Origin of the sequence: Streptosporangium sp. NPDC049644 (assembly GCF_040675205.1) — a bacterium.
In the GTDB taxonomy this organism is placed as follows: domain Bacteria; phylum Actinomycetota; class Actinomycetes; order Streptosporangiales; family Streptosporangiaceae; genus Streptosporangium; species Streptosporangium fukuiense.
Genome location: NZ_JBFAOJ010000050.1, coordinates 1 through 23,465, shown reverse-complemented (window position 1 = coordinate 23,465; position 23,465 = coordinate 1). Strand labels below are relative to the sequence as shown.

At 70.3% G+C, this 23,465-nt stretch carries 22 protein-coding genes and 1 pseudogene; 13 read left to right on the top strand and 10 right to left on the bottom strand.

Going from position 1 to position 23,465, the window contains the following annotated elements; translation table 11 throughout:
* Nucleotides 1-154 precede the first annotated feature (154 nt).
* The gene (locus AB0J58_RS25740; RefSeq protein ID WP_364219821.1) at nt 155-2,407 is read right to left on the bottom strand and encodes a transglycosylase domain-containing protein; all 2,253 of its coding nucleotides are present in this window, start codon (nt 2,405-2,407) and stop codon (nt 155-157) included.
* Between the two features lie 265 nt (nt 2,408-2,672).
* Between AB0J58_RS25740 and AB0J58_RS25735 the strand changes: the two genes are divergently transcribed.
* The gene (locus AB0J58_RS25735) at nt 2,673-2,969 is read left to right on the top strand and encodes a WhiB family transcriptional regulator (protein WP_012887233.1); all 297 of its coding nucleotides are present in this window, start codon (nt 2,673-2,675) and stop codon (nt 2,967-2,969) included.
* A gap of 113 nt (nt 2,970-3,082) precedes the next feature.
* Here the strand turns inward: AB0J58_RS25735 and AB0J58_RS25730 are convergent, their stop codons facing one another.
* Together AB0J58_RS25730 and AB0J58_RS25725 are read right to left on the bottom strand one after the other, a co-directional pair.
* Nucleotides 3,083-4,210, bottom strand: coding sequence for an ArsA family ATPase (locus tag AB0J58_RS25730; protein ID WP_343961734.1), 1,128 nt, complete (start codon nt 4,208-4,210; stop codon nt 3,083-3,085).
* Nucleotides 4,207-5,211, bottom strand: a complete 1,005-nt coding sequence (locus tag AB0J58_RS25725; RefSeq protein WP_364219818.1) for an ArsA-related P-loop ATPase — start codon at nt 5,209-5,211, stop codon at nt 4,207-4,209. Before AB0J58_RS25725 ends, AB0J58_RS25730 begins: the two co-directional genes overlap by 4 nt.
* A gap of 400 nt (nt 5,212-5,611) precedes the next feature.
* Between AB0J58_RS25725 and AB0J58_RS25720 the strand changes: the two genes are divergently transcribed.
* The 4 genes from AB0J58_RS25720 to AB0J58_RS25705 all read left to right on the top strand — a co-directional run bounded on the left by AB0J58_RS25720 (nt 5,612) and on the right by AB0J58_RS25705 (nt 8,098).
* On the top strand, nt 5,612-5,767 hold the full coding sequence (locus AB0J58_RS25720; protein ID WP_012887236.1) for a DUF4177 domain-containing protein: 156 nt from the start codon (nt 5,612-5,614) through the stop codon (nt 5,765-5,767).
* Nucleotides 5,764-6,222 carry a RidA family protein gene (locus AB0J58_RS25715; RefSeq protein WP_030924176.1) on the top strand — a complete coding sequence of 153 codons (459 nt, stop codon included), beginning with the start codon at nt 5,764-5,766 and terminating at the stop codon, nt 6,220-6,222. Before AB0J58_RS25720 ends, AB0J58_RS25715 begins: the two co-directional genes overlap by 4 nt.
* A gap of 239 nt (nt 6,223-6,461) precedes the next feature.
* Nucleotides 6,462-7,301, top strand: a complete 840-nt coding sequence (locus AB0J58_RS25710) for an NUDIX hydrolase (RefSeq protein ID WP_343961742.1) — start codon at nt 6,462-6,464, stop codon at nt 7,299-7,301.
* Nucleotides 7,298-8,098, top strand: coding sequence for an MBL fold metallo-hydrolase (locus AB0J58_RS25705; protein WP_364219815.1), 801 nt, complete (start codon nt 7,298-7,300; stop codon nt 8,096-8,098). Before AB0J58_RS25710 ends, AB0J58_RS25705 begins: the two co-directional genes overlap by 4 nt.
* A 42-nt stretch (nt 8,099-8,140) precedes the next feature.
* On the opposite strand, the gene AB0J58_RS25700 is transcribed toward AB0J58_RS25705, so the two are convergent.
* Nucleotides 8,141-8,863, bottom strand: coding sequence for a Crp/Fnr family transcriptional regulator (locus tag AB0J58_RS25700; RefSeq protein WP_051753478.1), 723 nt, complete (start codon nt 8,861-8,863; stop codon nt 8,141-8,143).
* Between the two features lie 45 nt (nt 8,864-8,908).
* On the opposite strand from AB0J58_RS25700, the gene nth reads away from it, so the two are divergent.
* The gene (gene nth, locus AB0J58_RS25695) at nt 8,909-9,628 is read left to right on the top strand and encodes an endonuclease III (RefSeq protein ID WP_364219810.1); all 720 of its coding nucleotides are present in this window, start codon (nt 8,909-8,911) and stop codon (nt 9,626-9,628) included.
* Nucleotides 9,629-9,746: 118 nt separating this feature from the next.
* Complete coding sequence (locus tag AB0J58_RS25690) at nt 9,747-10,391, top strand: CoA pyrophosphatase (protein WP_364219807.1); 645 nt, start codon at nt 9,747-9,749, stop codon at nt 10,389-10,391.
* Here the strand turns inward: AB0J58_RS25690 and AB0J58_RS25685 are convergent.
* Nucleotides 10,341-10,892 (bottom strand): HEAT repeat domain-containing protein, encoded by a 552-nt coding sequence (locus AB0J58_RS25685; protein WP_364219804.1) that lies wholly within the window; start codon nt 10,890-10,892, stop codon nt 10,341-10,343. The two genes, AB0J58_RS25690 and AB0J58_RS25685, sit on opposite strands and share 51 nt — an antisense overlap.
* A gap of 72 nt (nt 10,893-10,964) precedes the next feature.
* On the opposite strand from AB0J58_RS25685, the gene AB0J58_RS25680 reads away from it, so the two are divergent.
* Nucleotides 10,965-12,161: a MarP family serine protease gene (locus AB0J58_RS25680; protein WP_364219801.1), complete on the top strand. Its 1,197-nt coding sequence runs from the start codon at nt 10,965-10,967 to the stop codon at nt 12,159-12,161.
* Here the strand turns inward: AB0J58_RS25680 and AB0J58_RS25675 are convergent, their stop codons facing one another.
* The 4 genes from AB0J58_RS25675 to acs all read right to left on the bottom strand — a co-directional run bounded on the left by AB0J58_RS25675 (nt 12,162) and on the right by acs (nt 16,483).
* Nucleotides 12,162-12,653, bottom strand: a complete 492-nt coding sequence (locus tag AB0J58_RS25675; RefSeq protein ID WP_364219798.1) for a DUF309 domain-containing protein — start codon at nt 12,651-12,653, stop codon at nt 12,162-12,164.
* On the bottom strand, nt 12,650-13,573 hold the full coding sequence (locus AB0J58_RS25670; protein WP_364219795.1) for an alpha/beta hydrolase: 924 nt from the start codon (nt 13,571-13,573) through the stop codon (nt 12,650-12,652). Before AB0J58_RS25670 ends, AB0J58_RS25675 begins: the two co-directional genes overlap by 4 nt.
* On the bottom strand, nt 13,570-14,037 hold the full coding sequence (locus tag AB0J58_RS25665; RefSeq protein WP_364219792.1) for a phage holin family protein: 468 nt from the start codon (nt 14,035-14,037) through the stop codon (nt 13,570-13,572). The genes AB0J58_RS25670 and AB0J58_RS25665 overlap by 4 nt, the downstream gene beginning before the upstream one ends.
* A 460-nt stretch (nt 14,038-14,497) precedes the next feature.
* Entirely contained in the window at nt 14,498-16,483 is a 1,986-nt protein-coding gene (acs, locus tag AB0J58_RS25660; RefSeq protein WP_364219789.1) for an acetate--CoA ligase, read from the bottom strand.
* Nucleotides 16,484-16,822: 339 nt separating this feature from the next.
* On the opposite strand from acs, the gene AB0J58_RS25655 reads away from it, so the two are divergent.
* The 5 genes and pseudogenes from AB0J58_RS25655 (at nt 16,823) to AB0J58_RS25635 (ending at nt 22,801) form a co-directional block, all read left to right on the top strand.
* On the top strand, nt 16,823-17,596 hold the full coding sequence (locus tag AB0J58_RS25655) for an oxidoreductase (protein ID WP_364219786.1): 774 nt from the start codon (nt 16,823-16,825) through the stop codon (nt 17,594-17,596).
* Between the two features lie 932 nt (nt 17,597-18,528).
* Nucleotides 18,529-19,575, top strand: coding sequence for a septum site-determining protein Ssd (gene ssd / locus AB0J58_RS25650; protein WP_364219784.1), 1,047 nt, complete (start codon nt 18,529-18,531; stop codon nt 19,573-19,575).
* Nucleotides 19,572-20,702: pseudogene (locus tag AB0J58_RS25645) on the top strand (TadA family conjugal transfer-associated ATPase); the annotation flags it as partial. The gene ssd and the pseudogene AB0J58_RS25645, both read left to right, overlap by 4 nt.
* A 371-nt stretch (nt 20,703-21,073) precedes the next feature.
* A complete protein-coding gene (locus tag AB0J58_RS25640) occupies nt 21,074-21,778 on the top strand; it encodes a type II secretion system F family protein (protein WP_364219782.1) in 705 nt (234 codons plus the stop codon).
* 393 nt (nt 21,779-22,171) lie between these two features.
* A complete protein-coding gene (locus tag AB0J58_RS25635; RefSeq protein ID WP_364219780.1) occupies nt 22,172-22,801 on the top strand; it encodes a type II secretion system F family protein in 630 nt (209 codons plus the stop codon).
* Between the two features lie 400 nt (nt 22,802-23,201).
* On the opposite strand, the gene AB0J58_RS25630 is transcribed toward AB0J58_RS25635, so the two are convergent.
* Nucleotides 23,202-23,465 (bottom strand): transposase family protein (locus AB0J58_RS25630; RefSeq protein WP_364219777.1); only part of this gene is annotated, 264 nt, incomplete at its 5' end.

Genomic DNA, 23,465 nt, shown 5'->3' with positions numbered 1-23,465 from the left:
TCCGGTGTCCCGAGGATCCTTTGCCTACCGCGGTCGGTCAGGCGGCGCCTCGCCGCGTCGCCGTCGGTCACCGCGGCACGCCGCGGCTTCCTCCTCCGCCTTGCGAGACACCACCTGACCGATCCTCGCCACGGCAAGATCCACAGGGCAGGGCCTAGGGGATGACCGGAGGGATCGTGATGCCGCCGTTGATCTCCCGGCCGCCGTCGTCCGGCGAGGGCGGCCGGTCGCCACCGCCACCGCCACGACGGTCACCGCCACCGCCACGCCGGTCGCCGCCGTCACCCCGGTCGGACTTCGGCGGCGGCTTGGGCGCGCACCGATTGCCGGTGCAGCCGCCGAAGCGCTCCATGTTCACCGGGGTGAAGGAGGTCGGAGAGACTCCCCTGAGCGCGTTGATCATGGAGTTCTTCCAGATCGGACCGGCGATCGAGGCACCGTACACGTAGCTGTAGTAGCGCCCGCCGATGGTCACGCCGATCAGGTCGTGCCCGAAGGCGCCGCGCGGGTCGCCGACGCTCACCGCGGAGGCGAGGTCGGGGGTGAACCCGGCGAACCAGGCCGCGGTGTAGGCGTCGGTGGTTCCGGTCTTGCCGGCCGCGTCACGGCCGATGCCGCCGACCTGGCTCATCGTGCCCTTGGTGAAGACCCCGGACATGATGTGGGTGGCCGCGTCGGCGACCTCCTCGTCCAGGACCTGCTTGCACTTGGGCTTGTACGACGTCTTCTTGCCCTCGCGGTCGGTGCTCTCGGTGATCACCATCGGCCTGCAGTAGGTGCCGCGGGCGGCGATCGTCGCGTAGGCGGCGGAGACGGTCACCGGGTCCATCTCGTTGATGCCGAGCGTGAAGGTCTCGAACTCCTTCAGCGGGTTGCCGTCGGCGCGCTGGATGCCCAGGCTCTTGGCCATCTTCACCGTGTCGCAGAGGCCGACCTCCTGCGACAGGCGCATGAAGAAGGTGTTCACCGAGCCCAGGGTGCCGGTGGTCAGGGTGTTGAAACCGCCGGGACCCTCGCTGGAGTTGGTGACGGTGTGACCGGGCTCGCCGACCGCGTTGCCCTTGCAGTCGCGGAACGCGCTGTGGCTGGGGGCCTGGTAGCCGGTGCCGGTGTTGAAACCGTCGTTCAGCTTCATGCCCTTGTCGAGGGCGGCCAGCAGGGTGAAGGGCTTGAACGTGGAGCCGGCCTGGAAGCCCGCTCCGCCACCGTGCAGCCGGTCGCCGACGAGGTTGTAGCTGATCTCGTTCTTCTTCTTGTTCCCGCCGAACTTCCGGCTGGCGGCCATCGCCTTGATGGCGCCGGTGCCGGGGACGACCATCGCCTGCGAGGCGACCGGCTTGTCGCTGGTGTGGACGAACTGCCGGATCGCCTTCTCCGAGGCCTTCTGCGCCTTCGGGTCGAGCGTCGTCTTGATCGTCAGGCCACCCCGCTGGAGCAGCCTCTCCCGCTGCTTGCGGGTCTTGCCGAAGTCCTCGTTGGAGGCGATCTCCTGCTGGACGTAGAGGCAGAAGTAGGGGTAGTCGCTCACCTCGCAGCCGCCGGGGGCCGCGATGTTCTTGAAACCGAGCTTCTTCTTCTTGGCCTCTTCCGCTTCCTGCGTTGTGATCTTGCCGAGCTCGGCCATCCGGCTCAGCACGATGTTGCGCCGCTCAAGCAGCCGCGCGCGGGCGGCCTTTCCCGCCCCCGGGTCGGTGACGCTCGGGTTCTGCACGGCTCCGGCCAGGGTGGCCGCCTCCCACAGGGTCAGCTTGGAGGCGGGCTTGTCGAAGAAGCGCCTGGACGCGGCCTGGATGCCGTAGGCTCCCGCACCGTAGTAGGAGATGTTCAGGTAGCGTTCGAGGATCTCCGACTTGGTGTACTTCTCCTCGACCGCCAGCGCGTAGCGAAGCTCGTTGAGCTTGCGGGAGAGCGTCGGCGCGATCGCGGCGTCCTGCTCCTCCTTGGTCTCCGCGGCGTTGACCAGCACGAGCTTGACGTACTGCTGGGTGATGGAGGAGCCACCCTGGACGACCCCGCCGCCCGAGACGTTTTTCACCACCGCGCGGAAGGTGCCTTCCAGGTCGATCGCCCCGTGCTCATAGAACCTGGTGTCCTCGATCGCCACGATCGCCGTCTTCATGACGTCGGCGACCTGGTCGAGCTTCACCGACTCGCGGTTCTCGAAGTAGAACTGGGCGAACTGCTTGCCGTCCGCGTCGAGCAGGGTGGTCTTCTCCGCGAGGGGAGGTTCCTTGAGCTCCTCGGGGAGAAGACGCAGCTCGTTCGTCGCCGCGTTCACGGTCATCCCCGCGCCACCCACCGCCGGGAGCGCCACCGCGGCGACGAGCACACCTGTGACAGCCGCCGCGCCGAGCAGCTTCAGCACATTGCCGACCGCCGACCCCTGGTCTTTGCCTTGAGCTTGCACGAGACCCAGGGTACGTCGGACGGATAACGCAAACGGTAACGGAACCCTGTTTTGCCATGACTTCGTGCTGTATCGCAGGTGGGTGACTAGTCATTCCCGGCCAGATGGCCGTGGATGACCATGTAAGAAATTGGTCCCGCCGGGGTCTGTCGGCCCGAACGTCTGGTTGCGTACGGTCTCTTTCTGCAGCAATTGAATACCGAGGCCCGACGCCCGCGCCCGTCGGCCCAAGTCACGACTGACCACCTAAGGGGAGTGGGGTCGAATGTGGATCACGGATTGGACCTCCCGTGCGGCCTGTAAGGGTGCGGATCCTGACGCTTTGTTCGTTCAGGGTGCTGCCCAGAACCGAGCAAAGCTGATCTGCCGAGGATGCCCGGTCCGGACCGAGTGCCTCGCCGATGCGCTGGACAATCGCATCGAGTTCGGGGTGTGGGGCGGGATGACCGAGCGCGAACGCCGAGCGCTGTTGCGTCGGCGGCCGGATGTCGACTCCTGGCGGGACCTGCTGGAGTTGGCCAAAGAAGAATATGAGCGGACGAATGAGCTGATCGCCGGCTGAGTTCGCGCCGATCCCGTACGGCTGGCGCCGGGCGCCAGCCGTACACGCATGTCACGGCCCGGCGAACGCGCGCTCCAGGGTTCGGCAGGCCGTTATGACGGCTACCGCGACGGCTACTGGGCGGCCAGCAGGTCGCCCACCTCGCGCAGCCCTTCCAGGTCGTGCACGTCCTGCGACATGGCGGGGACCCGCGCGACGGGCACCGTGGGGTGGGCGGAGATGAAGTGCTCCTGCTCGCGCTGCTCGCGAGCGGCCAGCTGCATCCGGTCCGCGTGCAGCCGCAGTACGGCGGAGGTGAGCTCGTGCTCGCCGCGCGCCTCCAGGTCCTCGGCGGCGGCGGCGCTCCGCGCCCCGGACAGCACGGCCGCGGGCGAGCGGTGCACCCGGTTGACCACGAGGCCCGCCAGGGGCATGCGCTCCTCGGCCAGCCTCTCCACGAAGTAGGACGCCTCGCGTATCGCGTCGCGCTCGGGCGAGGCCACGACGAGGAACGCCGTTCCGGGAGCCTGCAGGAGCCGGTAGGTCTGGTCGGCCCGCGCCCTGAAACCGCCGAAGACGGCGTCCAGCGCGGACACGAATGTCTGCAGGTCCTTGAGCACCTGCGCGCCCAGCAGCTTGGTCAGTGCTCCGGCGACGATGCCGAAACCCGCGTTGAGCAGCTTGAACGCGCTCCGCCCGCCGGCCTTGGCGGGGGCCATGAGCAGCCGGATGAGCCGGCCGTCGAGGAAGCGGCCGAGTCGCTCGGGGGCGTCCAGGAAGTCGAGCGCGGAGCGGGACGGAGGGGTGTCGACGATGATCAGATCCCAGTCGTCCGACCGCCGGAGCTGGCCCAGCTTCTCCATGGCCATGTACTCCTGCGTGCCGGCGAAGCTGGACGAGAGGGACTGGTAGAAGGGGTTCGTCAGGATCTGGCGAGCTCGCTCGGGGTCGGCGTGCGCCTCGATGATCTCGTCGAAGGTCCGCTTCATATCGAGCATCATGGCGTGCAGCCGGCCCTCGCCCTCGACGCCCACGACGAGCCTGGGGGTGTTGTCGAGTTCGGTGAGCCCCATCGACTGCGCCAGCCGCCGCGCGGGGTCGACCGTGAGCACCACGGCGGAACGGCCGCGTTCGGCCGCGCGCAGTCCCAGGGCCGCGGCGGTGGTGGTCTTCCCGACGCCGCCGGAACCGCAACAGACGACGATCCGCGTGTGCGGGTCGTCGATGATCGCGTCAAGGTCGAGGACCGGAGGGGTCTTCACGCTGCTCCTTGGGTGCGGATCGATTCCGCCAGCTCGTACAGCCCGGACAGGTCCACCCCGTCGGCCAGTAGGGGCAGCTCGTAGCGGGGGCGCGCGGCCCCTTCCAGCGCCAGCCTCTCGTCGCGCTCCAGCTCGGTGCGGCGGGCGTGCTCGGCGATCTCCTCGGTCAGGGCCTCGGCCACCGTGACCGCGGCGGAGCCGCCATCGGTGAGTCCCGCGGCCTTGAGGCCGAGCACCAGCTCCGCCGGGTCGAACCGGCTCTCGGCGGCGGCATCCAGGACGGAGTCGGGCAGCAGCGACTCGCGGACCATGTTGATGAAGATCCCCCCGGGCGGGAGCCCGGCGGTGCGGAGCTCGCTCAGGCCGTCCAGGGTCTCCTGGACCGGCATCTCCTCCAGGAGCGTGACGAAGTGCACGGCGGTCTCCGGGGAGGAGACGACACCGTTCACCAGATCGGCGTGGTTCTTGATCGGGCCGACCCTGGCCAGCCCCGCGACCTCGTTGGTGACGTTGAGGAAGCGCACGATCCTGCCGGTCGGCGGCGCGTCCAGCACGACCGCGTCGTAGACCCGTCGGCCGTCCTTGCCCTTGCGCCGGACGGCCTCGCTCGTCTTGCCGGTGACCAGGACGTCGCGGAAACCGGGGGCGATGGTGGTGGCGAAGTCGACGATGCCGATCTTGGTGAGTGCCCGGCCGGCCCTGCGCATGCCGTAGAACATCTCAAGGTACTCGAGCATCGCCTCTTCGGGGTCGATGGCCAGCGCGTAGACGTCCCCGCCGTCGGGTGCGACGGCGATCTTGCGCTCCTCGTAGGGCAGCGGCGGCAGGTCGAAGACCTGGGAGATCCCCTGCCGGCCCTCGACCTCGACCAGCAGGACCTTGTCGCCGCCCGCCGCGAGGGCGAGCGCGAGTGCGGCGGCCACCGTCGTCTTGCCGGTGCCGCCCTTGCCGGTGACGACGTGAAGGCGTACGCCGTCCCAATCGGTGTCGCGAGCTCTCACCTTTCGAAGGCTACCCAACGGTTACTTGACAACTCTCCGGTGCCTTCCCGGGTAGCACTCAAAAGGCATCGTTGCCCGGCGGGCCCGAGACGGGAGCCGGCGCCTGCCCCGGGGGCGGCCGGAGAGCCTCTTTCGCCGATCACACTGGTCAGCAAGGCGGTGTGGGCCGGGCGGCCCGGAGCCGGACCCGCCCGAAGCCGGAGGCGCGGCCCGGGAAGCCGTGCGCCGCCCTCTCGCTAATCGATCGGACGCGGAAAGTAAATATGTAGATTCTCACAGTGGGCCGCCCTGATCGTCGGCCCGTCTCCGGCGCCACCGGGCGGGGGACGTGAGCCATGCCGGGCGCTCGCGGACCCGTAGTGGGCGGCTCGCCGGGAGCCGTCTCGCTAATGTGTCCCGCATGACGAAATGGGAGTACTCGACAGTGCCGCTACTGGTACATGCGACGAAGCAGATTCTCGACAACTGGGGCCAGGACGGCTGGGAGCTCGTCCAGGTCGTGCCGGGGCCCAACCCCGAGCAGCTGGTCGCCTACCTGAAGCGGCCCAAGCAGTGACGGCCGAGGAGAGGCTGGCGGAGCTGGGCCTGACCCTGCCGGAGGTGGTGCCGCCGCTGGCGGCGTACGTCCCGGCGGTGCGTTCGGGTGACCACGTCTACACCTCGGGGCAGCTTCCGGTGGTGGACGGCAAGCTGAAGGCCAGCGGGAAGGTCGGCGCCGAGGTGGGCGTCGAGGACGCCTACGAGCTCGCGAGGATCTGCGCGCTCAACGCCCTCGCCGCGGTCGCGTCGGAGGCCGGAGGACTGTCGAACATCGTGCGGATCGTCAAGGTGGTCGGGTTCGTGGCCAGCGCCCCCGGCTTCACCGGCCAGCCGCAGGTCGTCAACGGCGCCAGCGAGCTGCTCACCGCGGTGCTCGGCGACGCGGGCAGGCACGCCAGGAGCGCGGTCGGTGTCGCCGTCCTCCCGCTGGACGCGCCGGTCGAGGTCGAGGTGATCGCCGAGGTCCGCTGAGGTCGAGTGGACACCCCGGCGCCGACGAGGTTCTGACGGCCGCGAGGGCACACCGACGGTCCGAGGGGCGAGGAGAGCTCGCGGGGGCCGTGGAGATGCCGTGGGGCCCGCCGGGGGCCGTCTCCCGGCGCCCCGCCCGCCGGGGCGGTGCGCCGGGAGGGACCCCGCGATTGTCCGGGGCGGTGCCGTGCCACATGATGGACCCGGCAACCGAGTGATGTTCTGGCGGAGGGTCTCAAATGGGCGGTATCCCGCTTCCTGGCGAGTTCGGTGAGCGTGCACGCGACATTCTGGCCGGGCGGGTCGCGCCGGTACCCGCGCGAGACGCCGCCACCGTGGTCATCCTCCGCGAGAACGCCGGCCGGGTGGAGGTCTACCTGCTGAGGCGCAAGGCGAGCATGGCCTTCGCCGCCGGGGCCTACGTCTTCCCGGGCGGGTCGGTCGACCCGCGCGACACCGACCAGGAGATCACCTGGGCCGGCCCCTCGCCCGCGGCCTGGGGCGAGGTCTTCCACGCGGACGAGCAGACCGCGCGGGGCCTGGTGTGCGCCGCCGTGCGGGAGACGTTCGAGGAGTCGGGGGTACTGCTGGCAGGGCCGTCCGCGGAGTCCGTCGTGGCCGACACCACCGGTGACGACTGGGAGGCCGACCGGCTCGCCCTGATCGACAGGACCCTGTCCTTCGCCGACTTCCTCGGCAGGCGCGGCCTGGTCCTCCGCTCCGACCTGCTCCGCCCCTGGGCCCACTGGATCACTCCCGAGGTCGAGAACAAGCGTTTCGACACCCGCTTCTTCGTCGCCGCGCTCCCGCCGGGCCAGCTCACCCGTGACGTCGGCGGCGAGGCCGACCAGGTGGTCTGGGTCCGGCCCGCCGACGCGCTCGACCAGGGGAGGGCCGGCCAGATCTTCCTGATGCCCCCGACCCACCGCACGCTCACCGAGCTGTGCGCCTACGACAAGATCTCCGAGGCGCTGGCGGCCGAGCGTGAGATCGTGACCTTCATGCCCGGGATCGCCGAAGTGGACGGTGAGATGCGCATCGTGCTCGACGACGACTACGAGTTCGGCGGTTCGCGGTGAGCGGGCTGCGGATCCCGCTGGAGGGGCCCGACGGCGCGGGTACCGAGCACGCGCTCAACCTGCTCGCCCCCAACCCCTCCGAGATGACCCTGGACGGTACCAACACATGGGTGATCGGCCTCGGTGAGGAGGTGCTGGTCGTCGACCCCGGCCCCGATGACGAGGAGCACCTGGCGCGGGTCGCCGGCCATCTGGAGGGCCGCCGGGTCACCACGATCCTGCTGACCCACAGGCACCACGACCACAGCGGCGGTGCCGCGAGGTTCGCCGGGCTGGTCGGCGCGCCCGTCAGGGCGCTGGACCCCACGCACCGGCTGGGCGAGGAGGGGCTCGGCGACGGCGACGTGCTCACCGTCGGGGACCTGGAGCTGCACGTGGTGGGCACGCCGGGCCACTCGTTCGACTCGCTCTGCTTCTGGTTGCCGCGGGACAGGGCGATCCTCACCGGCGACACCGTGCTCGGCCGCGGCACCACCGTGATCGCCTCGGACGGTGATCTGGCCGACTACCTCCGCTCCCTGGACCTGCTCAGAGCGAGGGCCGAACAGGTCGGGGCGGAGGCGCTGCTGCCCGGTCACGGTCCGGTGCTCCCCGACCCGATCGGCACGCTCGACGGCTACATCGCGCACCGGCGGCGGCGGTTGGACCAGATCCGCCAGGCCAGGGAACGGGGGGCGACGACGCCACGCGAGATCGTCGAGATCGTCTACGCGGAGGTGGACAGGTCCCTCTGGTTCGCCGCCGAGATGTCGGTCCGCGCGCAGCTCGCCTATCTGGACGGCCGGGTTCGCCCCTGACGGCCCCCGCCGTGATGAGGGCCTGCCGGAGGACGGGGCCCGTCAGCGCGAGCGGTTGTGCAGCCGCTCCAGGTCCATGATGACCACGGCCTTGGCCTCGATGCGCAGCCAGCCGCGCTGGGCGAAGTCGGCCAGTGCCTTGTTCACGGTCTCGCGGGAGGCGCCGACCAGCTGGGCCAGCTCCTCCTGGGTGAGGTCGTGGTGGACCCGCACGCCGTCGTCGACCCGCTGGCCGAAGCGGTCGGCCAGGTCCAGCAGGGCCTTGGCCACCCGTCCCGGCACGTCTGTGAAGACCAGGTCGGCCAGCACGTCGTTGGTACGGCGGAGGCGCTGGGCCAGGGCGCGCAGCAGGTGAAGGGCGACCTCGGGACGGCCGGTCAGCCAGGGGCGCAGGTCGTCGTGTCCGAGCCCGGCCAGCAGGACGTCGGTCAACGCTGTGGCGGACGCCGTGCGGGGACGGGGGTCGAACAGGGAGAGCTCGCCGAACATCTCACCCGGGCCGAGCACGCTGAGCAGGTTCTCCCGGCCGTCGGGCGCGGTGCGGGAGAGTTTGATCTTGCCTTCGAGCACCACATAGAGGCGATCCCCGGTCTCGTTCTCGCTGAAAAGGGTCTGTCCCTTGGCGAGGCGCACCTCGGAGATGCTCGTGCGCAGTGCGGCGGCGCTCTCCCGGTCGAGCGCGGCGAACAGAGGGGCCTTGCCCAGCACATCGTCGGAGTTCACAGTGCCTCCCGTTTCACGGCTCACGCAGTCATTGTGACCCATCCCACCGGGCGGCTCTGCGGGGGGCCTTGAGCGTAGGCTGTCGGGGTGCCCCGCAATGTCAGCCCCGGTGGTGAATCCCAGCTCGCTCTGGTCCGTCGAGCTCGGCGAATGGACCGAATCCTGGCGGAGGCCTATCCCGACGCCCATTGCGAGCTCGACTTCCGCAATCCTCTCGAGCTGTTGGTCGCGACGATCCTGTCCGCACAGTGCACGGACAAAAGGGTCAATACGGTCACTCCTACCCTTTTTGTGAAATATCCCACAGCAGAAGACTACGCCGGTGCGGACCGGGCCGAGTTGGAGGGGATCATCCGGCCCACCGGGTTCTTCCGGGCCAAGACCAACAGCATCATCGGCATGGCCCAGGTCCTCTGCGAGCGCTTCGGCGGTGAGGTCCCCGGGAGGCTCAAGGACCTGGTGACCCTGCCGGGGGTCGGCCGCAAGACCGCCAACGTGGTGCTCGGCAACGCCTTCGGGGTGCCCGGCATCACCGTCGACACCCACTTCCAGCGGCTCGTCCACCGCTTCCACTGGACCTCGGAGACCGACCCGGTGAAGATCGAGCAGGTCGTCGCCGAGCTCATCCCGAAGCGCGACTGGACGATGATGTCCCACCGCCTGATCTGGCACGGCCGCCGCGTCTGCCACGCCCGCACGCCGGCCTGCGGAGCCTGCCCGCTCGCCGCGCTCTGCCCCTCGTACGGCATCGGCCCCACGGATCCCGTCCAGGCCGCCAAGCTGGTCCGCCCCGGCCCCTTCTCGTGATCTTTTCCGCACCGCTGTGGTAGGACCGACTCCGGGCCCTGGCGGATCCGCCGACATCCCGCCGCTACCGGGAAGCGCGGGGCGGGACGCCGTGTTGCAGAGGACCGGAGGTGTGCCCGTGGAAGAGGTTCCCGGATGGTTGGAAACGCTGGCGAAGCGGGTCGCGGGAACGCCGGTGCCCTCGATGTTGCGCCCGCCGGCGTCCGGCGGGCGGTCGGCCGCGGTGCTGCTGCTCTTCGGCGAGGGGCCGCTCGGCCCGGACGTGCTGCTCATCCAGCGGAGCTCGAACGGGCGCACCCACGCCGGTCAGCCCGCGTTCCCGGGCGGTGGGGTGGACCCGGAGGACGACGGCCCGATCGCCGCGGCGCTGCGCGAGGCCGTTGAGGAGACCGGCCTCGATCCGACGGGCGTCCGGGTGGTCGGGACCATGCCCGAGCTGTACGTGAGTCACAGCGACAACCGGGTGACCCCGGTGCTGGCCTGGTGGCACACGCCCTGCGTGGTCCACGCGGCCTCGCCGGACGAGGTGGAGTCGGTGGAGCGGGTCCCGATCCGCGAGCTCGTCGATCCGGCCAACCGGATCAGGTTGCGCCATCCGAGAGGTCACTCGGGGCCGGCGTTCCGGGTGCGCGGGCTGCTGGTGTGGGGGTTCACCGCGGGAGTGCTCGACACCGTGCTCGGCCGTTCGGGTTTCGAGCTTCCCTGGGATCATTCACGGATCGAGGACATTCCGCCCGACGTCCTCAACCTCGCGTCCCGTTGACAGGGCCAGACCGAGGCGAGCCCAGTCGGCCACGTCCCCGTCGGGATCGAGGGTCAGCCGTCTCAGCGCGGCCAGGCCCGTCGGGTCGGGTGGGCTGCCCATGATGTTCGGCAGCGCGTAGGCAGCCCCGTACCTGATCCGGGGGTCGGCGTGTTCGGAGAGGGCGATCACCGACGGCAGCGCGCGGCGGTCCCTGAGGTGGCCGAAGGCGATCAACACCGAGTAGAGCACCAGGCGGTCGTCCTCGCCGACGGACAGGGCGCGGAGCACCGGCAGCGTCCGGTCGACGAAGCCGAGTCGTCCCAGGATGTCGACCCCGAGCATCCGCTCGGCCGCGGTCTCTCCCGAGCAGAGTCTCCGGGCCGCGGTGAAGGTCTCCAGATCGCCCCGTTCCTGCAACCGGGTGATCGCGCGCCAGCGGGCCGCGCCGTCCTGATCTCGCTCCCGTAGCGCGGTCTCGATGAGAGACGCCACGGTCGCCGCTCCTCCGATCATCGCCATCCGGCCACGATAACCGCAGAGACCTCGCAGAAGGTGTGCACGCGCGGGGCAGGGGCTGGATACCGTAAGGGAGTGAGCGGTGATCTCCTCGACCTCATCCTGATCGCCCTGATGGTGGCCTTCGCGGTGTCGGGATACCGCCAGGGGTTCATCATCGGGGCCCTGAGCTTTGTCGGTTTTGTCGGCGGTGGCCTGCTGGGCATGTTCATCGCCCCGCCCATCGCCGGAGCGGTGGTCGACGGTGAGACCGAGCGGGCGCTGCTGGCGATCGTCATCGTCTTCCTCGCCGCCACGATCGGTCAGTTCGCGTCGTCGACGATCGGCGCGGTGGTCCGCAGCCATGTCACCTGGGAACCCGCCAAGGTCGTCGACGCGGTCGGCGGCACCTTCGCGAGCGCCTTCTCGGTGCTGATCATCGCGTGGCTGATCGGTTCGTTGATCACCTCCTCGCAGTTCACGCTGCTCGGGGAGCAGGTCAGTAAGTCCCTGCTGATCAAAACGGTCGATCAGACGATGCCGAAGCTGGCCAGGGACCTGCAGAAGCCCTTCAGGGACTTCATCGACACCTCCGGCTTTCCCAGGGTGTTCGACGGCATAGCGGGCGGCCAGTTCGTCGAGGTCGCGCCACCCGACCGGAGCGTGCCGAAGAGCGCACAACTCACCCGGGCCCGCCGGGGCATCGTCAAGGTCCAGGGCGTGGCCTCCAGCTGCCGCAAGCACATCGAGGGCACCGGGTTCGTCTACGCCCAGGACAAGATCATGACGAACGCGCACGTGGTCGCCGGGGTCGACCAGGACCTTCAGGTCATCGACCATCTCAACAACGTCCACTCGGCCCAGGTCGTGCTCTACAACCCCGACAGGGACATCGCGATCCTGCGTGTCCCCAACCTGGACCTGCCGATCCTGCGCTTCGACGGCACAGCCAAGAAGGACGACGACGCCATCGTCGCGGGCTTCCCGCACGGCCAGGGCTACACCATGGAGCCGGCCAGGATCAGGGACCGGCAGAAGGCTCAGGGCCCCAACATCTACGAGCACAAGACCGTCAACCGGGATGTCTACTGGATCCGCGGCCTGGTCCGGCAGGGCAACTCCGGCGGGCCGCTGCTCACCACCGACGGCAAGGTCTACGGCGTAGTCTTCGCGGCGGCCACCGACAGGGCGGAGACCGGCTTCGTGCTGACCGCCGCCGAAGTGGCACCGGACGCCGAAGACGGCTCCAGGCTGTCCAACCGGGTGAACACCCAGGAGTGCACCCGGAGCTGATCAGGCCACGGACGTCCCACCTGGATTCGCTCCCCCGGGAGGAACCAGACGCCGGATCAGGTCTCCGATCACCGCGATGGCCTCCTCGGCGTCCAGGTCGTCCAGCTTTCCGGCCGCCACCGCCACCTCCTCGTACGACGCGCCGTACCGGCTGATCCGGTCGGCGCCCCGGGCGAACAGCGTCGCGGCTCCGCCGCGGTTGCCCCGCTGCAGGTGGGTGAGGCCCACGCAGATCTGCGCCAGCCCCTGCCACAGCTCGCGCTCCTGGGCGGGGGAGTTCTTCCACCGGCCTTCCAGCACCTCGTGGGCGTGGAACGGGCGTCCCTCGCCGAGCAGCCTGCGGGCCTCGGAGAGGGCCTCCTCCGCGCTCGGCGCGTAGTCGTCCGGAATGCGTTCCACGCCTTCCGCGCCGTACGGAAGCGGCCTCCCGAACGCGTCGCGAGGACGCCGGTTGCGCGGCCTCCCGTCGGCGTCCCGGTCCCGCCCGTTCACCGGTCGGGCTCCGGATCGGACAGCCAGGCGACGAGCTCGGCGTCGAACTCCTCCGGGCACTCCTCGTGCGGGAAGTGCCCGGCGCCCTCGATCAGCCGCCACCGGTAGGGGGCGGCCACGTAGCGGCCCGAGCCCTGGGCGGTGCGGGGCAGGACGTGCCGGTCGAACGCGCCGTGCACCTGCAGAGTCGGTACGTTGATCTGGGCGCGCATGGTCTTCGCGTAGCGCCACCCGTCCGGGCGGAGCTGGGAGCGGCCGAACCAGCGGTGGTACTCCAGCGCGCAGTGCGAGACGTTGGGGATGCGGAACGCGTCGCGGTAGGTCTTCGCCACCTCCTCCTGCGGCCAGCCGGGAGCCGACCACTTCTCCAGCAACCGTCCCACCATGGCGCCGGAGTCGGCGGTCAGGCGCCGCTCGGGGAGCAGCGGCAGCTGGAATCCCAGCGCGTAGCGAGCCGCCCTGAACTGGCCGAACGGCTCGGTGAACAGCGCGGTGCGGAGCCGGCGGGGGTGCGGTGCGGAGACGGTGACCAGCCGCAGGACCGCCTTCGGGTCCTTCACGGCCATGGTCCAGGCGAGCAGCCCGCCCCAGTCGTGGCCGACGACGATCGCGGAGCTCTCGCCCAGCGCCCTGACCAGCCCGGCCGCGTCGGCGGCCAGGGTGTACAGGTCGTAGCCACGTGGCGGCTTGTCGCTGGCGCCGTAGCCGCGCAGATCGACGGCGACGGCTCGGTAGCCCGCCGCCGGAAGCGAGACAAGCTGGTTGCGCCAGCTCCACCAGAACTGCGGGAATCCGTGGAGCAGCAGTACGAGGGGGCCCGCACCGGCCTCCACGACGTGGAAGCGGGTGCCTCCGGCATGGACCGAGTGGTGGGTCCACGGACCCTCCAGCCTGACCATGGACTCGTCGGGTCTGCTCACCGGCCCGGTCTCACCGGATCGCGATGGCTGCCCACCTGGCCGGCCGTGACCGGAGCGGTGGGAACGGCGCCGGCCTCGGCTCCGCTCTTGATGGTCTTGAGCGAGTGCAGGGTCCGCCGCATTCCGGTCAGGCCCTTGAGCCGCCGGATGCCGACGAAGACCAGCAGCCCGGCCACGATCAGGTAGAACACCGTGACGATCAGGAAGGCGAGCCAGGTCCACAGGCCCGCGGCGACCAGGCCGTAGGCGATCGCGAACGAGGCGAGGATCAGGCACAGGTGGGCCATGAACGCCGCGGCGCCGAAGAGACCCGCCGCCACGCCGACCCGTTTGGCGTCGAACCTGAGCTCTGCCTTGGCCAACTCGATCTCGGCGCGGACCAGTGTGGATATGTGGTCACTGGCCGCGGCGACCAGGGCGCCCAGCGACTCCTCCTGTGGCTCCGCGGGCGGAATATGTGTCATGGACGGTCTCCTATCAAGGGCCTCTGTCGAACATCATGCTGCGCCCTGAGGCGGTCGTGCACGCACACCTGCGGCGGGATCGTCACCGGAGCCGGTGTCGCGGGCACAACTGTGGTGATCGCGCATGTGTCATCGAATATCTGCGTCGTCAAGACTTCAGACTTTAGTCCGGCCGTACCGGGTTGGTGAGGTCCCGGCCGTCCTGCGGTGGGAATCCGCGCCGCCGGGCGCGCCTTCGAGGCGGTGGGACGCGGAGGATCTCCGGCTGGTCTTCCGCCCGTCGCCCTCGGTCAGGGCGGCGGCGGGCCGTTTCGGTTCCGGCGCCGGACGACGACACCGGTGGGGAGGTTGTCACGGCCGGGGGCTACCCCGGCGGCGGATCGACGAACATCGCGGCGGCGATGAGGAGCCGGCCCCGGGTGGGCCAGGGGCCCTGGCCCACCCGGGTTCTCAGGTTCGCTCAGTCCTCGCCCTTGGCGCTGGGCAGCTTCTCCGAGATGAGATTCATCACCGTGCTGTCGGCCAGGGTGGTGACGTCGCCGATGCTGCGGTTCTCCGCCACGTCGCGCAGCAGCCGCCGCATGATCTTGCCGGAGCGGGTCTTGGGCAGCTCGGGCACCACCAGGATCTGGCGGGGCTTCGCGATCGGGCCCAGTGTCCTGGACACGTGGGCACGGAGTTCGGCGGCGATGTCCGCCCCCTCCTCGGCGTTGCCGCGCAGGATCACGAACGACACGATGGCCTGCCCGGTCACCGGGTCGGTAGCCCCGACCACGGCCGCCTCCGCGACCTTCGGGTGGGAGACCAGCGCCGACTCGACCTCGGTGGTGGAGATGTTGTGCCCGGAGACGAGCATGACGTCGTCCACCCTGCCGAGCAGCCAGATGTCGCCGTCCTGGTCCCTCTTGGCGCCGTCGCCCGCGAAGTACATGCCCTCGAAGCGGGACCAGTAGGTGTCGATGTAGCGCTGGTCGTCGCCCCAGATCGTGCGGAGCATCGACGGCCACGGGTCGCGGATCGCGAGGTAGCCGCCACCGCCGTTGCCGACGCTTCGGCCCTGGTCGTCGACCACGTCGGCGGTGATGCCCGGCAGCGGGCGCATGGCCGCGCCGGGCTTGCCCTCGGTGACGCCGGGCAGCGGGCTGATCATGATGGCGCCGGTCTCGGTCTGCCACCAGGTGTCGACGACCGGGGTGCGGTTGCCGCCGATGTGCTCGCGGTACCAGACGTACGCCTCGGGGTTGATCGGCTCGCCGACGCTGCCCAGGATCCGCAGAGACGACATGTCGTACTTGGCGGGGATGTCGTCGCCCCACTTCATGAACGTGCGGATGGCCGTCGGGGCGGTGTAGAGCAGGGTGACCCCGTACTTCTGCACGATCTCCCAGAACCGGCCGCGGTGCGGGGTGTCCGGGGTGCCCTCGTAGATGACGCTGGTCGCGCCGTTGGCCAGCGGGCCGTACACGATGTAGGAGTGGCCGGTCACCCAGCCGATGTCGGCGGTGCACCAGTAGACGTCGGTGTCGGGCTTGAGGTCGAAGACCGCGTCGTGGGTGTACGCGGCCTGGGTGAGGTAGCCGCCGGTGGTGTGCAGGATGCCCTTGGGCCTACCGGTCGTGCCGCTGGTGTAGAGGATGTAGAGCGGGTCCTCGGCGTCGTTCGGCAGCGCCTCGTGGACGTCGGACTGCCGGTCCACCACATCGTGCCACCAGACGTCCTTGTCGGTCTGTTCGACCTCCTGGCCGGTCCGCCGCACGACCAGGACGTGCTCGATGCCGGGGCACTCCGCGACCGCCTCGTCCACGGTCGGCTTGAGCGCGCTGGGCGCGCCGCGACGGTAGCCGCCGTCGGCGGTGACCACGATCTTGGCGTCCGCGTCCTTGATCCGGCCGCTGAGCGCGCCGGCGGAGAACCCGCCGAACACGACCGAGTGGATCGCTCCGATCCGGGCACAGGCCAGCATCGTGATCGGCAGTTCGGGGATCATCGGCATGTAGATCGCGACCCGGTCCCCCTTGCCGACACCCAGCTCGGCGAGCGCGTTGGCGGCCTTGGAGACCTCGCGCCGCAGGTCGGCGTAGGTGAGCGTGCGGCTGTCGCCCTCGGGCTCGCCCTCCCAGTGATAGGCGACCTTGTCACCGCGACCGGCCTCCACATGGCGGTCGACGCAGTTGTAGGCGATGTTGAGCTCGCCGCCGACGAACCACTTGGCGAAGGGCGGGTTCCACTCAAGGGTGCTGTCCCAGCGCTTTGACCAGGTCAGGCGGTCGGCCTGCTTCTCCCAGAAGGCGAGGCGGTCCTGCTCGGCCTCCGCATAGGCGTCGGCGGTCACGTTCGCGGCCGCGGCCAGGCCTGCGGGGGGTGCGAACCGCCGGGTCTCGTTCAGCAGGTTCGACAGCGTCTCCTGGGTCTCACGAGACTCGGAACCAGGGGTCTCCGGGGCCACTGCGCACTCCTCACGTACTGCTATCGACTGGTCGTGTCCCACTTCACCAGGCCACCGGTGCTCGCCACAAGAGGTCTAGACAGGTCTGTACCAATCGGTGACAAGGCCTCATAGGCCTTCAAAACGCCTTGATTTTGCGGGAACGACCACTCTGGAAATGTTGTGTTTTCGACACCGTAGGAATGTAGACGGCGTTATTCAACGCGTATTGACGCGGCGCTGCGCCGGACGGTGGCATGCGCTCGGCGAACGGTTCCGCGGCTGTTTTCCCGAGCCGCCGGAGGTCACCCCGCAGCCTGGTCGAGGCCTCGCCGGGCGGCCCCGATAGGGTCGGGCAGCGTGAGCGACCCATTGGCTGTCATCGCAGGAATGCCCGGAGTGTCGGAGGCGGTCACCGACGCGCGCAAGGCCGTCGACCGGCTTTACGGGCACCGCGTACTGCGGCGTAAGAGCCCGGAGGTGTCGGCCAGGTCCGCCCTGCGCGGCGCTCGTGCGTCAGCCGCACTGGAGGGCGTGGACATCCCGCTCGATGTCATCCCCGAGGCCACCGACCCGGTGGTACAGGGCGCGCTGCGCGTCTCGGCCGAGCTGGGGCGGCTCGGCTCGACCTGGCGTACGGCACCCCGCCAGGTGCTGGCCAGGCTGCACACGCTCGCCGCCTCCGGGCTCACCAAGGACCTCGGCCGCCCCAGGGCCACGGCCGAGGCGTCAGATCCGCTCGGTCTTGGCGCCGCGCCCGAACCGCAGGAGGCGGTGGCGCGGGTGGACGGTCTCGTCCAACTGGTGACGGCCTCCTCGAAGGCGCCGGCGCTGGTGCTCGCCGCCGTCGTGCACGCGGAGCTGGCGGTGCTGCGCCCGTTCGGGGCGGCGGACGGCCTGGTCGCGCGGGCGGCGGAGCGGCTGACGCTGGTGGAGTTCGGCCTGGACCCGAAATCGCTGGTGGCCGTCGAGGTGGGTCACCTCGAACTCGGCCCGGCCTACGGGGAGGGACTGCGGTCGTACCTGAGCGGCACCCCCGAGGGCGTCGCGGCGTGGGTGCGGCACTGCGCGACGGCGGTCACCCTGGGCGTGCGCGAGGCCACGGCGATCTGCGAGGCCATGCAGCGGGGCTGATCCCGATCGGATGCCGCCCGGGTGCGTACGATCACTCGTGGTGATCGATTACGGACACCCCCGGCACCTGCCCACACGAGCCGACGGCGCCCCTGGTAGGGGGCGCCGTCGTCGGCACGTTCCTACCGGGTTACCAAGCGTGCACCTGATAATCGTTGAAACGGGACAAGCCCGCTTCAACGCGCCTCCCGCGGCTGACGGCGCGTGGGTACCCAGCGGTCGTGCCCGGACACATGGTCCGTGCAACCTTTGTACGTCCGATCCGCGCTGATGGGAACCCCTAGGGGCAAAACCTTTGCGGATCGAGGGACATTAATCAGCAAACCCACTCGTATGCCATCTTGCGTCGCGTGCGGCCGATCGACGCCGTTCGCGCGGGCGGGGCCGGGCTCCGGTGATGATCACTTAACGTAGTCGCGGTTCGCCCGTGCGAGGGGCGCGCCCGGATCGGGCGGTATCCGGAGACTGGATCGTTACATTAAAAAAACTAGTGGAAATTGAGGATTACTCCTCGACGAAACTTGAGTTGATCGGGCAGCATGAGTTGGTATCTCCCCAAACCGGAGTAACTGCGCACAGGTTGCACCGCAATCCTTTGCCATGCCCTGGTTGGCCGTTGAAGCTTTCTTCTGAAACGGGACCGGCTCTACCCCCCCAGAGCCGGACCGGTCGGCGACCCCCGTCCTCCCCCCGGCGGGGGTCGCCTCTTTTCCCAGCGGTCACTCCCGCCCCGGTTCCTCGGGGTGACGTGTCGGCGCACCCGAAGGTGCGAGAGGTGTTCGGTGCCTTCCGCGCTCGTACGGCTTCTCCTGGGCGCCGGTTTTCCACAGGCCTGGTCACCTCGGAGCCGGTCGTCCACAGTATGGCGTTCGGTACCTCGCGGACGGGGAGCCGTCGCGGAGGGTGGGGTCCCCGCATCCCAGGAGGCATCAGTGGACCGCCCGCTGGTCATCACCGAAGACCATGATCTGCTCGACGACCTGCTCCGCATCGCCGCCGCGGCCGGAGCCGAGCTTGACGTCGCCCACGCGCCCGCGCACGCCCGGCCCTACTGGAACCGTGCTCCGCTGGTCGTCGTCGGTGACGACATGGCAGGTGCGCTGGCCTCGACCGGACCGCCACCTCGCCCCCGTGTCCTCCTGGTCACCCGAACCTGCGACGACCCCGACACATGGCGCAGGTGCGTCGCGGTCGGCGCCCAGGCCGTGCTGGAGCTGCCCGCCGCGGAGCGCCGGCTGGTCGACGAGTTCGCGGACGTCGTCGAGCCATCCGCCAAGCCGGGATTCGTGGTCTGCGTCGCGGGCGGGCGCGGCGGAGCCGGAGCCAGCGTGCTGGCGGGCTCGCTGGCGCTTGCCGCATCCCGCCGGCGCATCCGCACCCTTCTGATCGACGCCGACCCGCTCGGCGGAGGACTGGATCTCCTTCTTGGCCAGGAGGAGTCCGACGGAGCGCGCTGGTCGGACCTGGTCGCCCGCGAGGGCAGGGTCAGCTGCACGGCGCTCCAGGCGGCCCTGCCGACCTTCGCGGGACTGACGCTGCTCTCCTTCAGCCGGGGCGAGGTCGAGCCGATCCCGGTCGAGGCGATGCGCTCGGTCCTCGAAGCGGGGCGCAGGGGCTTCGAGCTGGTGGTCGTCGACCTGCCGCGCCACCTCGACCAGGCCGCGGTGGAGGCGCTCGGCCGAGCCGGCATCACCCTCCTGGTCGTCACCGCCGACGTGCGCGGCGTGCTCGCCGCGGCACAGGTGCTGGCCTCCTTGCGCGAGCACACCGGTGAGGTGCGGGCGGTTGTGCGCAGCGGGGTCCTGAACGACGACGTGGTAACGGGCTCGCTCGGCGTTCCGCACGGCGGTAGCCTCCCCGACCAGCCTCGCCTCGCCGCCGCGCTTGATCGGGGAGACGTTCCCCCACTCGGTCGTCGCACCTCTCTCGGACGGTTCTGCGCCGCTTTCCTGCACGAGCAGCTCGGGGCGGACAGGTGAAACGGGCCGAGAGCGCGCTGACGGTCTCGCCGGAGCTGGTGGAGGCGGTCCGGGTGCGGCTGGCCAGGACGGGAGTCGAGCCCAGTGCCGCGCACGTCGCGGTAGCGCTGCGGGCCGAACGGGCGATGCTCGGCGACGCGGAGATTCTGGCGGTGGCCCGGGTCCTGTGCGCCGATCTCATCGGAGCGGGTCCACTGGAGCCGTTGCTGGCCGAGGCCCAGGTCACCGATGTGCTGGTGAACGGCCCGCGCGAGGTGTGGGTCGACGACGGGAACGGGCTGCGCCTGACCTCGGTCGTCTTCCCCGGCGAGGACGCGCTCCGGCGGCTCGCGCAGCGGCTCGCCTCCGCCGCGGGCAGGCGTCTCGACGACGCCTGTCCCTATGTCGACGCCCGCCTGGCGGGAGGTGTCCGGCTGCACGCCGTCCTGCCGCCCGTGGCGCCCAACGGCACCTGCCTGTCCTTGCGACTCCCGCCCCGGCGCACCCTCACCCTGCACGATCTGGTCGAGGCGGGCGCGATCGGGGCGGAAAGCGTCGCCGTTCTCACCGCGGTGATCGAGTCGAGGATCGCCTTCCTGGTCACCGGGGGCACAGGAACCGGAAAGACAACCATGTTGTCGGCTTTGCTCTCCCTGGCGGATCCCGGGGAGAGGCTGCTGCTGGTCGAGGACTCCGCCGAGCTGAGACCACTGCATCCCCATGTCGTCCGCCTGGAGGCACGCCCGGCCAACCTTGAGGGCGCCGGTGGTGTCGGCCTGTGTGACCTCGTCCGTCAGGCCCTGCGGATGCGCCCCGACCGTCTCGTCGTCGGCGAGGTGAGGGGGGCGGAAGTGGTTGATCTTCTAAATGCTTTGAACACCGGTCACGAGGGAGGCTGCGGCACCCTGCACGCCAACACCGCGACCGACGTGCCACCCCGCCTGGAGGCGCTGGCATGCGCGGCGGGTCTCAGCAGGGAGGCGGTCCACAGCCAGATCGCCGCGGCCCTGGACGTCGTCATCCACCTCGTTCGCGACCACGCCGACGGGCGTCGCCGGGTCGCCGAGATCTGCATGATGATCCGCCGCCCCTCGGGACTGGTGGAGGCCGAACCGGCCCTCACCTTCGCCCCGGACGGCCGGATGAGCCCCGGCCCCGGCCTACCCGCCCTCGCAGCCCGAGCGCCCGGTATCCCCGCCTCGCAGGCTCCCCGCCGCAGGCCCTACCTGTCCCCCCGCCCGCCGCGGTCGTACGGCCCGTCCGAGGCCCCACCGGTCGCCTCCCACCGGGACACCGCGGCCTCCGAGGCCCCCGGCGGCCCGTGTCCGGACATCAGGGATCCCGCGCCTCCACGAGAGGCCTCTCCCGGCGCCCCGGCTCCCCCAGGCCCTTCGAGCCCGCGTTCCGGTGCCCCCACACCCCCGCCCCGCCGGAAGACGCACCTGGACGTTCCCGGCTGCCCGGGTCCCGGCGCGCCGACGTCACGAACGGCCTCAAGGACGATGTCGCGGCCGACGCCATGATGGCGGCCGCCCTGGTTCTCGTCACCCTGGCGGCCTGGTTGTGGACGGGTGCGGATTACGGCACCGCCCGCCTGGGCCGCCTGCGCCGTCGCGGCCCGGCCGCCTCGCCCTCTTTGCGGGAGAGGTTCGCCGCTCACTCGCGGCCCTCCCGGCGCGTGGCGGCCTGGCGGGTCGCGTCGATCGAGCTCTGTCAGGGCCTCGCCGCCGAACTGGCGGCGGGACGGACGGCAGGTGACGCGCTGGCGCGGGCCGTGCGGGCAGCGGGGTTTCCCGATCCCGAGGCTCTGCGCCCGCTGGTCGCGGCCGCGAGGGACGGGGGTGACGTACCCGCCGCTTTACTGGCCGTGGCGCCGGAGCAGGGCGGCGAGGCCTTCCGGGCACTGGCCGCCTGCTGGAAGGTGAGCATGACAGCGGGGGCGGGCCTGGCCGTCCTTGTCGATCGTGTCGCCGCCTCCCTGCGAGAGGCTCAGAGCCATCGCCAGGACGTCGCCGCCCAACTCGCCGGCCCTCGCGCCACGGCCCGCCTGCTGGCAGGACTGCCCGTCCTCGGCCTGCTGATGGCGGCCGGCCTCGGCATGCGCCCGCTGCACTTCCTGTTCGGCGGTCCGGCGGGCGTCGGCTGTCTGGTCGTCGGTCTCGCACTCGACGCCTGTGGCCTGTGGTGGACCCATCGCCTGGTCGCCCGGGCCCAGCGGGGCTGACACCCCCTGGCCCGGATCGCGAAAGGAGAAAGAATGATCATTCTGCTTGCCGTGGTGCTCGCCGGAATCGCCGTCCGGCTGTGGATCGCCCGGTGCGAACCCGCCGACCGGCTCCGCCGCGCACGGCGCTCAGCACACCTGGCCGGGTTTCCGAAGGTACGGCCAGAGGCCGAAGCACCCACGTTTTCCCCGGCCACGGGGATGATCCGAGACCCGTTCGCGAGACCGGTTCGGGACCTGCCTGTGAGGACGGCTCGGGATCCGTCCACGGGGCTGGTTCAGGGGCTGCCTGTGAGGGCGGCTCGGAACCCGTTCGCGAGGACAGGCCGAGGTCTGTCCACGGGGACGGCCCGGGACCCGGTTGCGCGAACGGCCCGCGGCCCGTTCGCCGGGATGGTTCACGATCCGGAGGGAAGGCAGCGGCCGAGCCGGGGTGAGATCGCGGCGGCCCTCGCCACGGGGCTGGTGGCATTCCTGGCCGTGGGAGGTCTGCCGGGAGCGGTCGTCGGGGCGGCAGGTTCCGGGATCGCGCTGGCGGTGCTGCGGAGGCGAGAGTCACCCGAACTGCGCGAGGAACACCGACGGTTGACGGCGGATCTGCCGCTGGCGGCCGATCTCATGGTCGCCTGCCTGCGCGCGGGCCAGCCGATCACCGGAGCCGTCGACGTCACGGCGGAGGCGATCGCGGGACCACTGGGCGAGAGACTGGCCTGGGTGAGCGGCCAGCTGAGACTGGGAGCCGCGCCGGAGAGCGCCTGGCAGGCCCTGGCAGCCGAGCGCTCGCTCGCCCCTCTGGCCCGTGCCATGAGCCGGGCCGCGTCCAGCGGCGCACCGGTGGCCGACGTCCTCACCAGGCTCTCCGACGACTTCCGCCGTGCCGTCCGCGCCGCGTCGTCGGCGGCCGCCCAACGGGTCGGCGTCCAGGTGGTCGCTCCCCTGGGGCTCTGTTTCCTGCCCGCGTTCGTCTTCCTGGGCATCATCCCCGTCGTGGCCGGCCTCGCCGGCGAGGTGCTCCTTCCCTGACGACCGTCACCAAGGTCACGGCCTATACGACCTCGGCGGATGGATCGAGCAGGCCCGGCAGATCCGCGACATCGGCGAGTCCGAGAAGTGGATCCCGATCCACGTCCCCTGCGGCCACCTGCCGCCGGCGTGCCCGTACTGCAAGAACTTCTCGCTGCGGATTGCGCAGGAGTCGGGGCGGGTGGCCTGCGTGAATGGGAAGTGCTCGGACTCGGAAGGGAACAGGCCGCGTGGTCGGATCGACAAGAACAGAGTGACTGGACGCGCCATGCTGGTGTGGGCCGACGGCCGGACCATCTACTACGAGGAGGCATCGTGAGCGTCCTCAAATGCCGGGGGACATGCTTAGATGCGGTGGTCTAGACTTGCAGGAGCATCACTGAGGTGATCTCAGCGACTTTCACGTCAGGTAGCCATGTTCGAAATGGGTGAGAACAAGCGCGGCTTTGACGATGTCGCCGATTCTGCTGGGGCTGGCGGTGACGCGCTGGAGGGTGCGCCAGCGTTGTGTGAGCAGGGCGAAGCCTCGTTCTCCCAGGCAGCGCAGGGCGCGTAGGAGCGCGTTGCGTGTGCGGGTGTCGACGTCGAGGGACCGGCCGTCGGTCGGTTGCTTGACCGGTGTGAGGATGCCGATGCCGGCGCCGTCGTAGCCGGAATCGGCCAA

Excerpts from the sequence above, each read along its gene's own strand:
- AB0J58_RS25735 (WP_012887233.1), top strand. The coding sequence starts at position 2,673 with ATGTGGATCACGGATTGGACCTCCCGTGCGGCCTGTAAGGGTGCGGAT.
- AB0J58_RS25700 (WP_051753478.1), bottom strand. The coding sequence starts at position 8,863 with ATGGGTCACAATGACTGCGTGAGCCGTGAAACGGGAGGCACTGTGAAC.
- AB0J58_RS25685 (WP_364219804.1), bottom strand. The coding sequence starts at position 10,892 with ATGGCGATGATCGGAGGAGCGGCGACCGTGGCGTCTCTCATCGAGACC.
- AB0J58_RS25720 (WP_012887236.1), top strand. The coding sequence starts at position 5,612 with ATGACGAAATGGGAGTACTCGACAGTGCCGCTACTGGTACATGCGACG.
- AB0J58_RS25635 (WP_364219780.1), top strand. The coding sequence starts at position 22,172 with ATGGTTCACGATCCGGAGGGAAGGCAGCGGCCGAGCCGGGGTGAGATC.
- AB0J58_RS25640 (WP_364219782.1), top strand. The coding sequence starts at position 21,074 with ATGATGGCGGCCGCCCTGGTTCTCGTCACCCTGGCGGCCTGGTTGTGG.
- AB0J58_RS25665 (WP_364219792.1), bottom strand. The coding sequence starts at position 14,037 with ATGACACATATTCCGCCCGCGGAGCCACAGGAGGAGTCGCTGGGCGCC.
- AB0J58_RS25710 (WP_343961742.1), top strand. The coding sequence starts at position 6,462 with ATGGGCGGTATCCCGCTTCCTGGCGAGTTCGGTGAGCGTGCACGCGAC.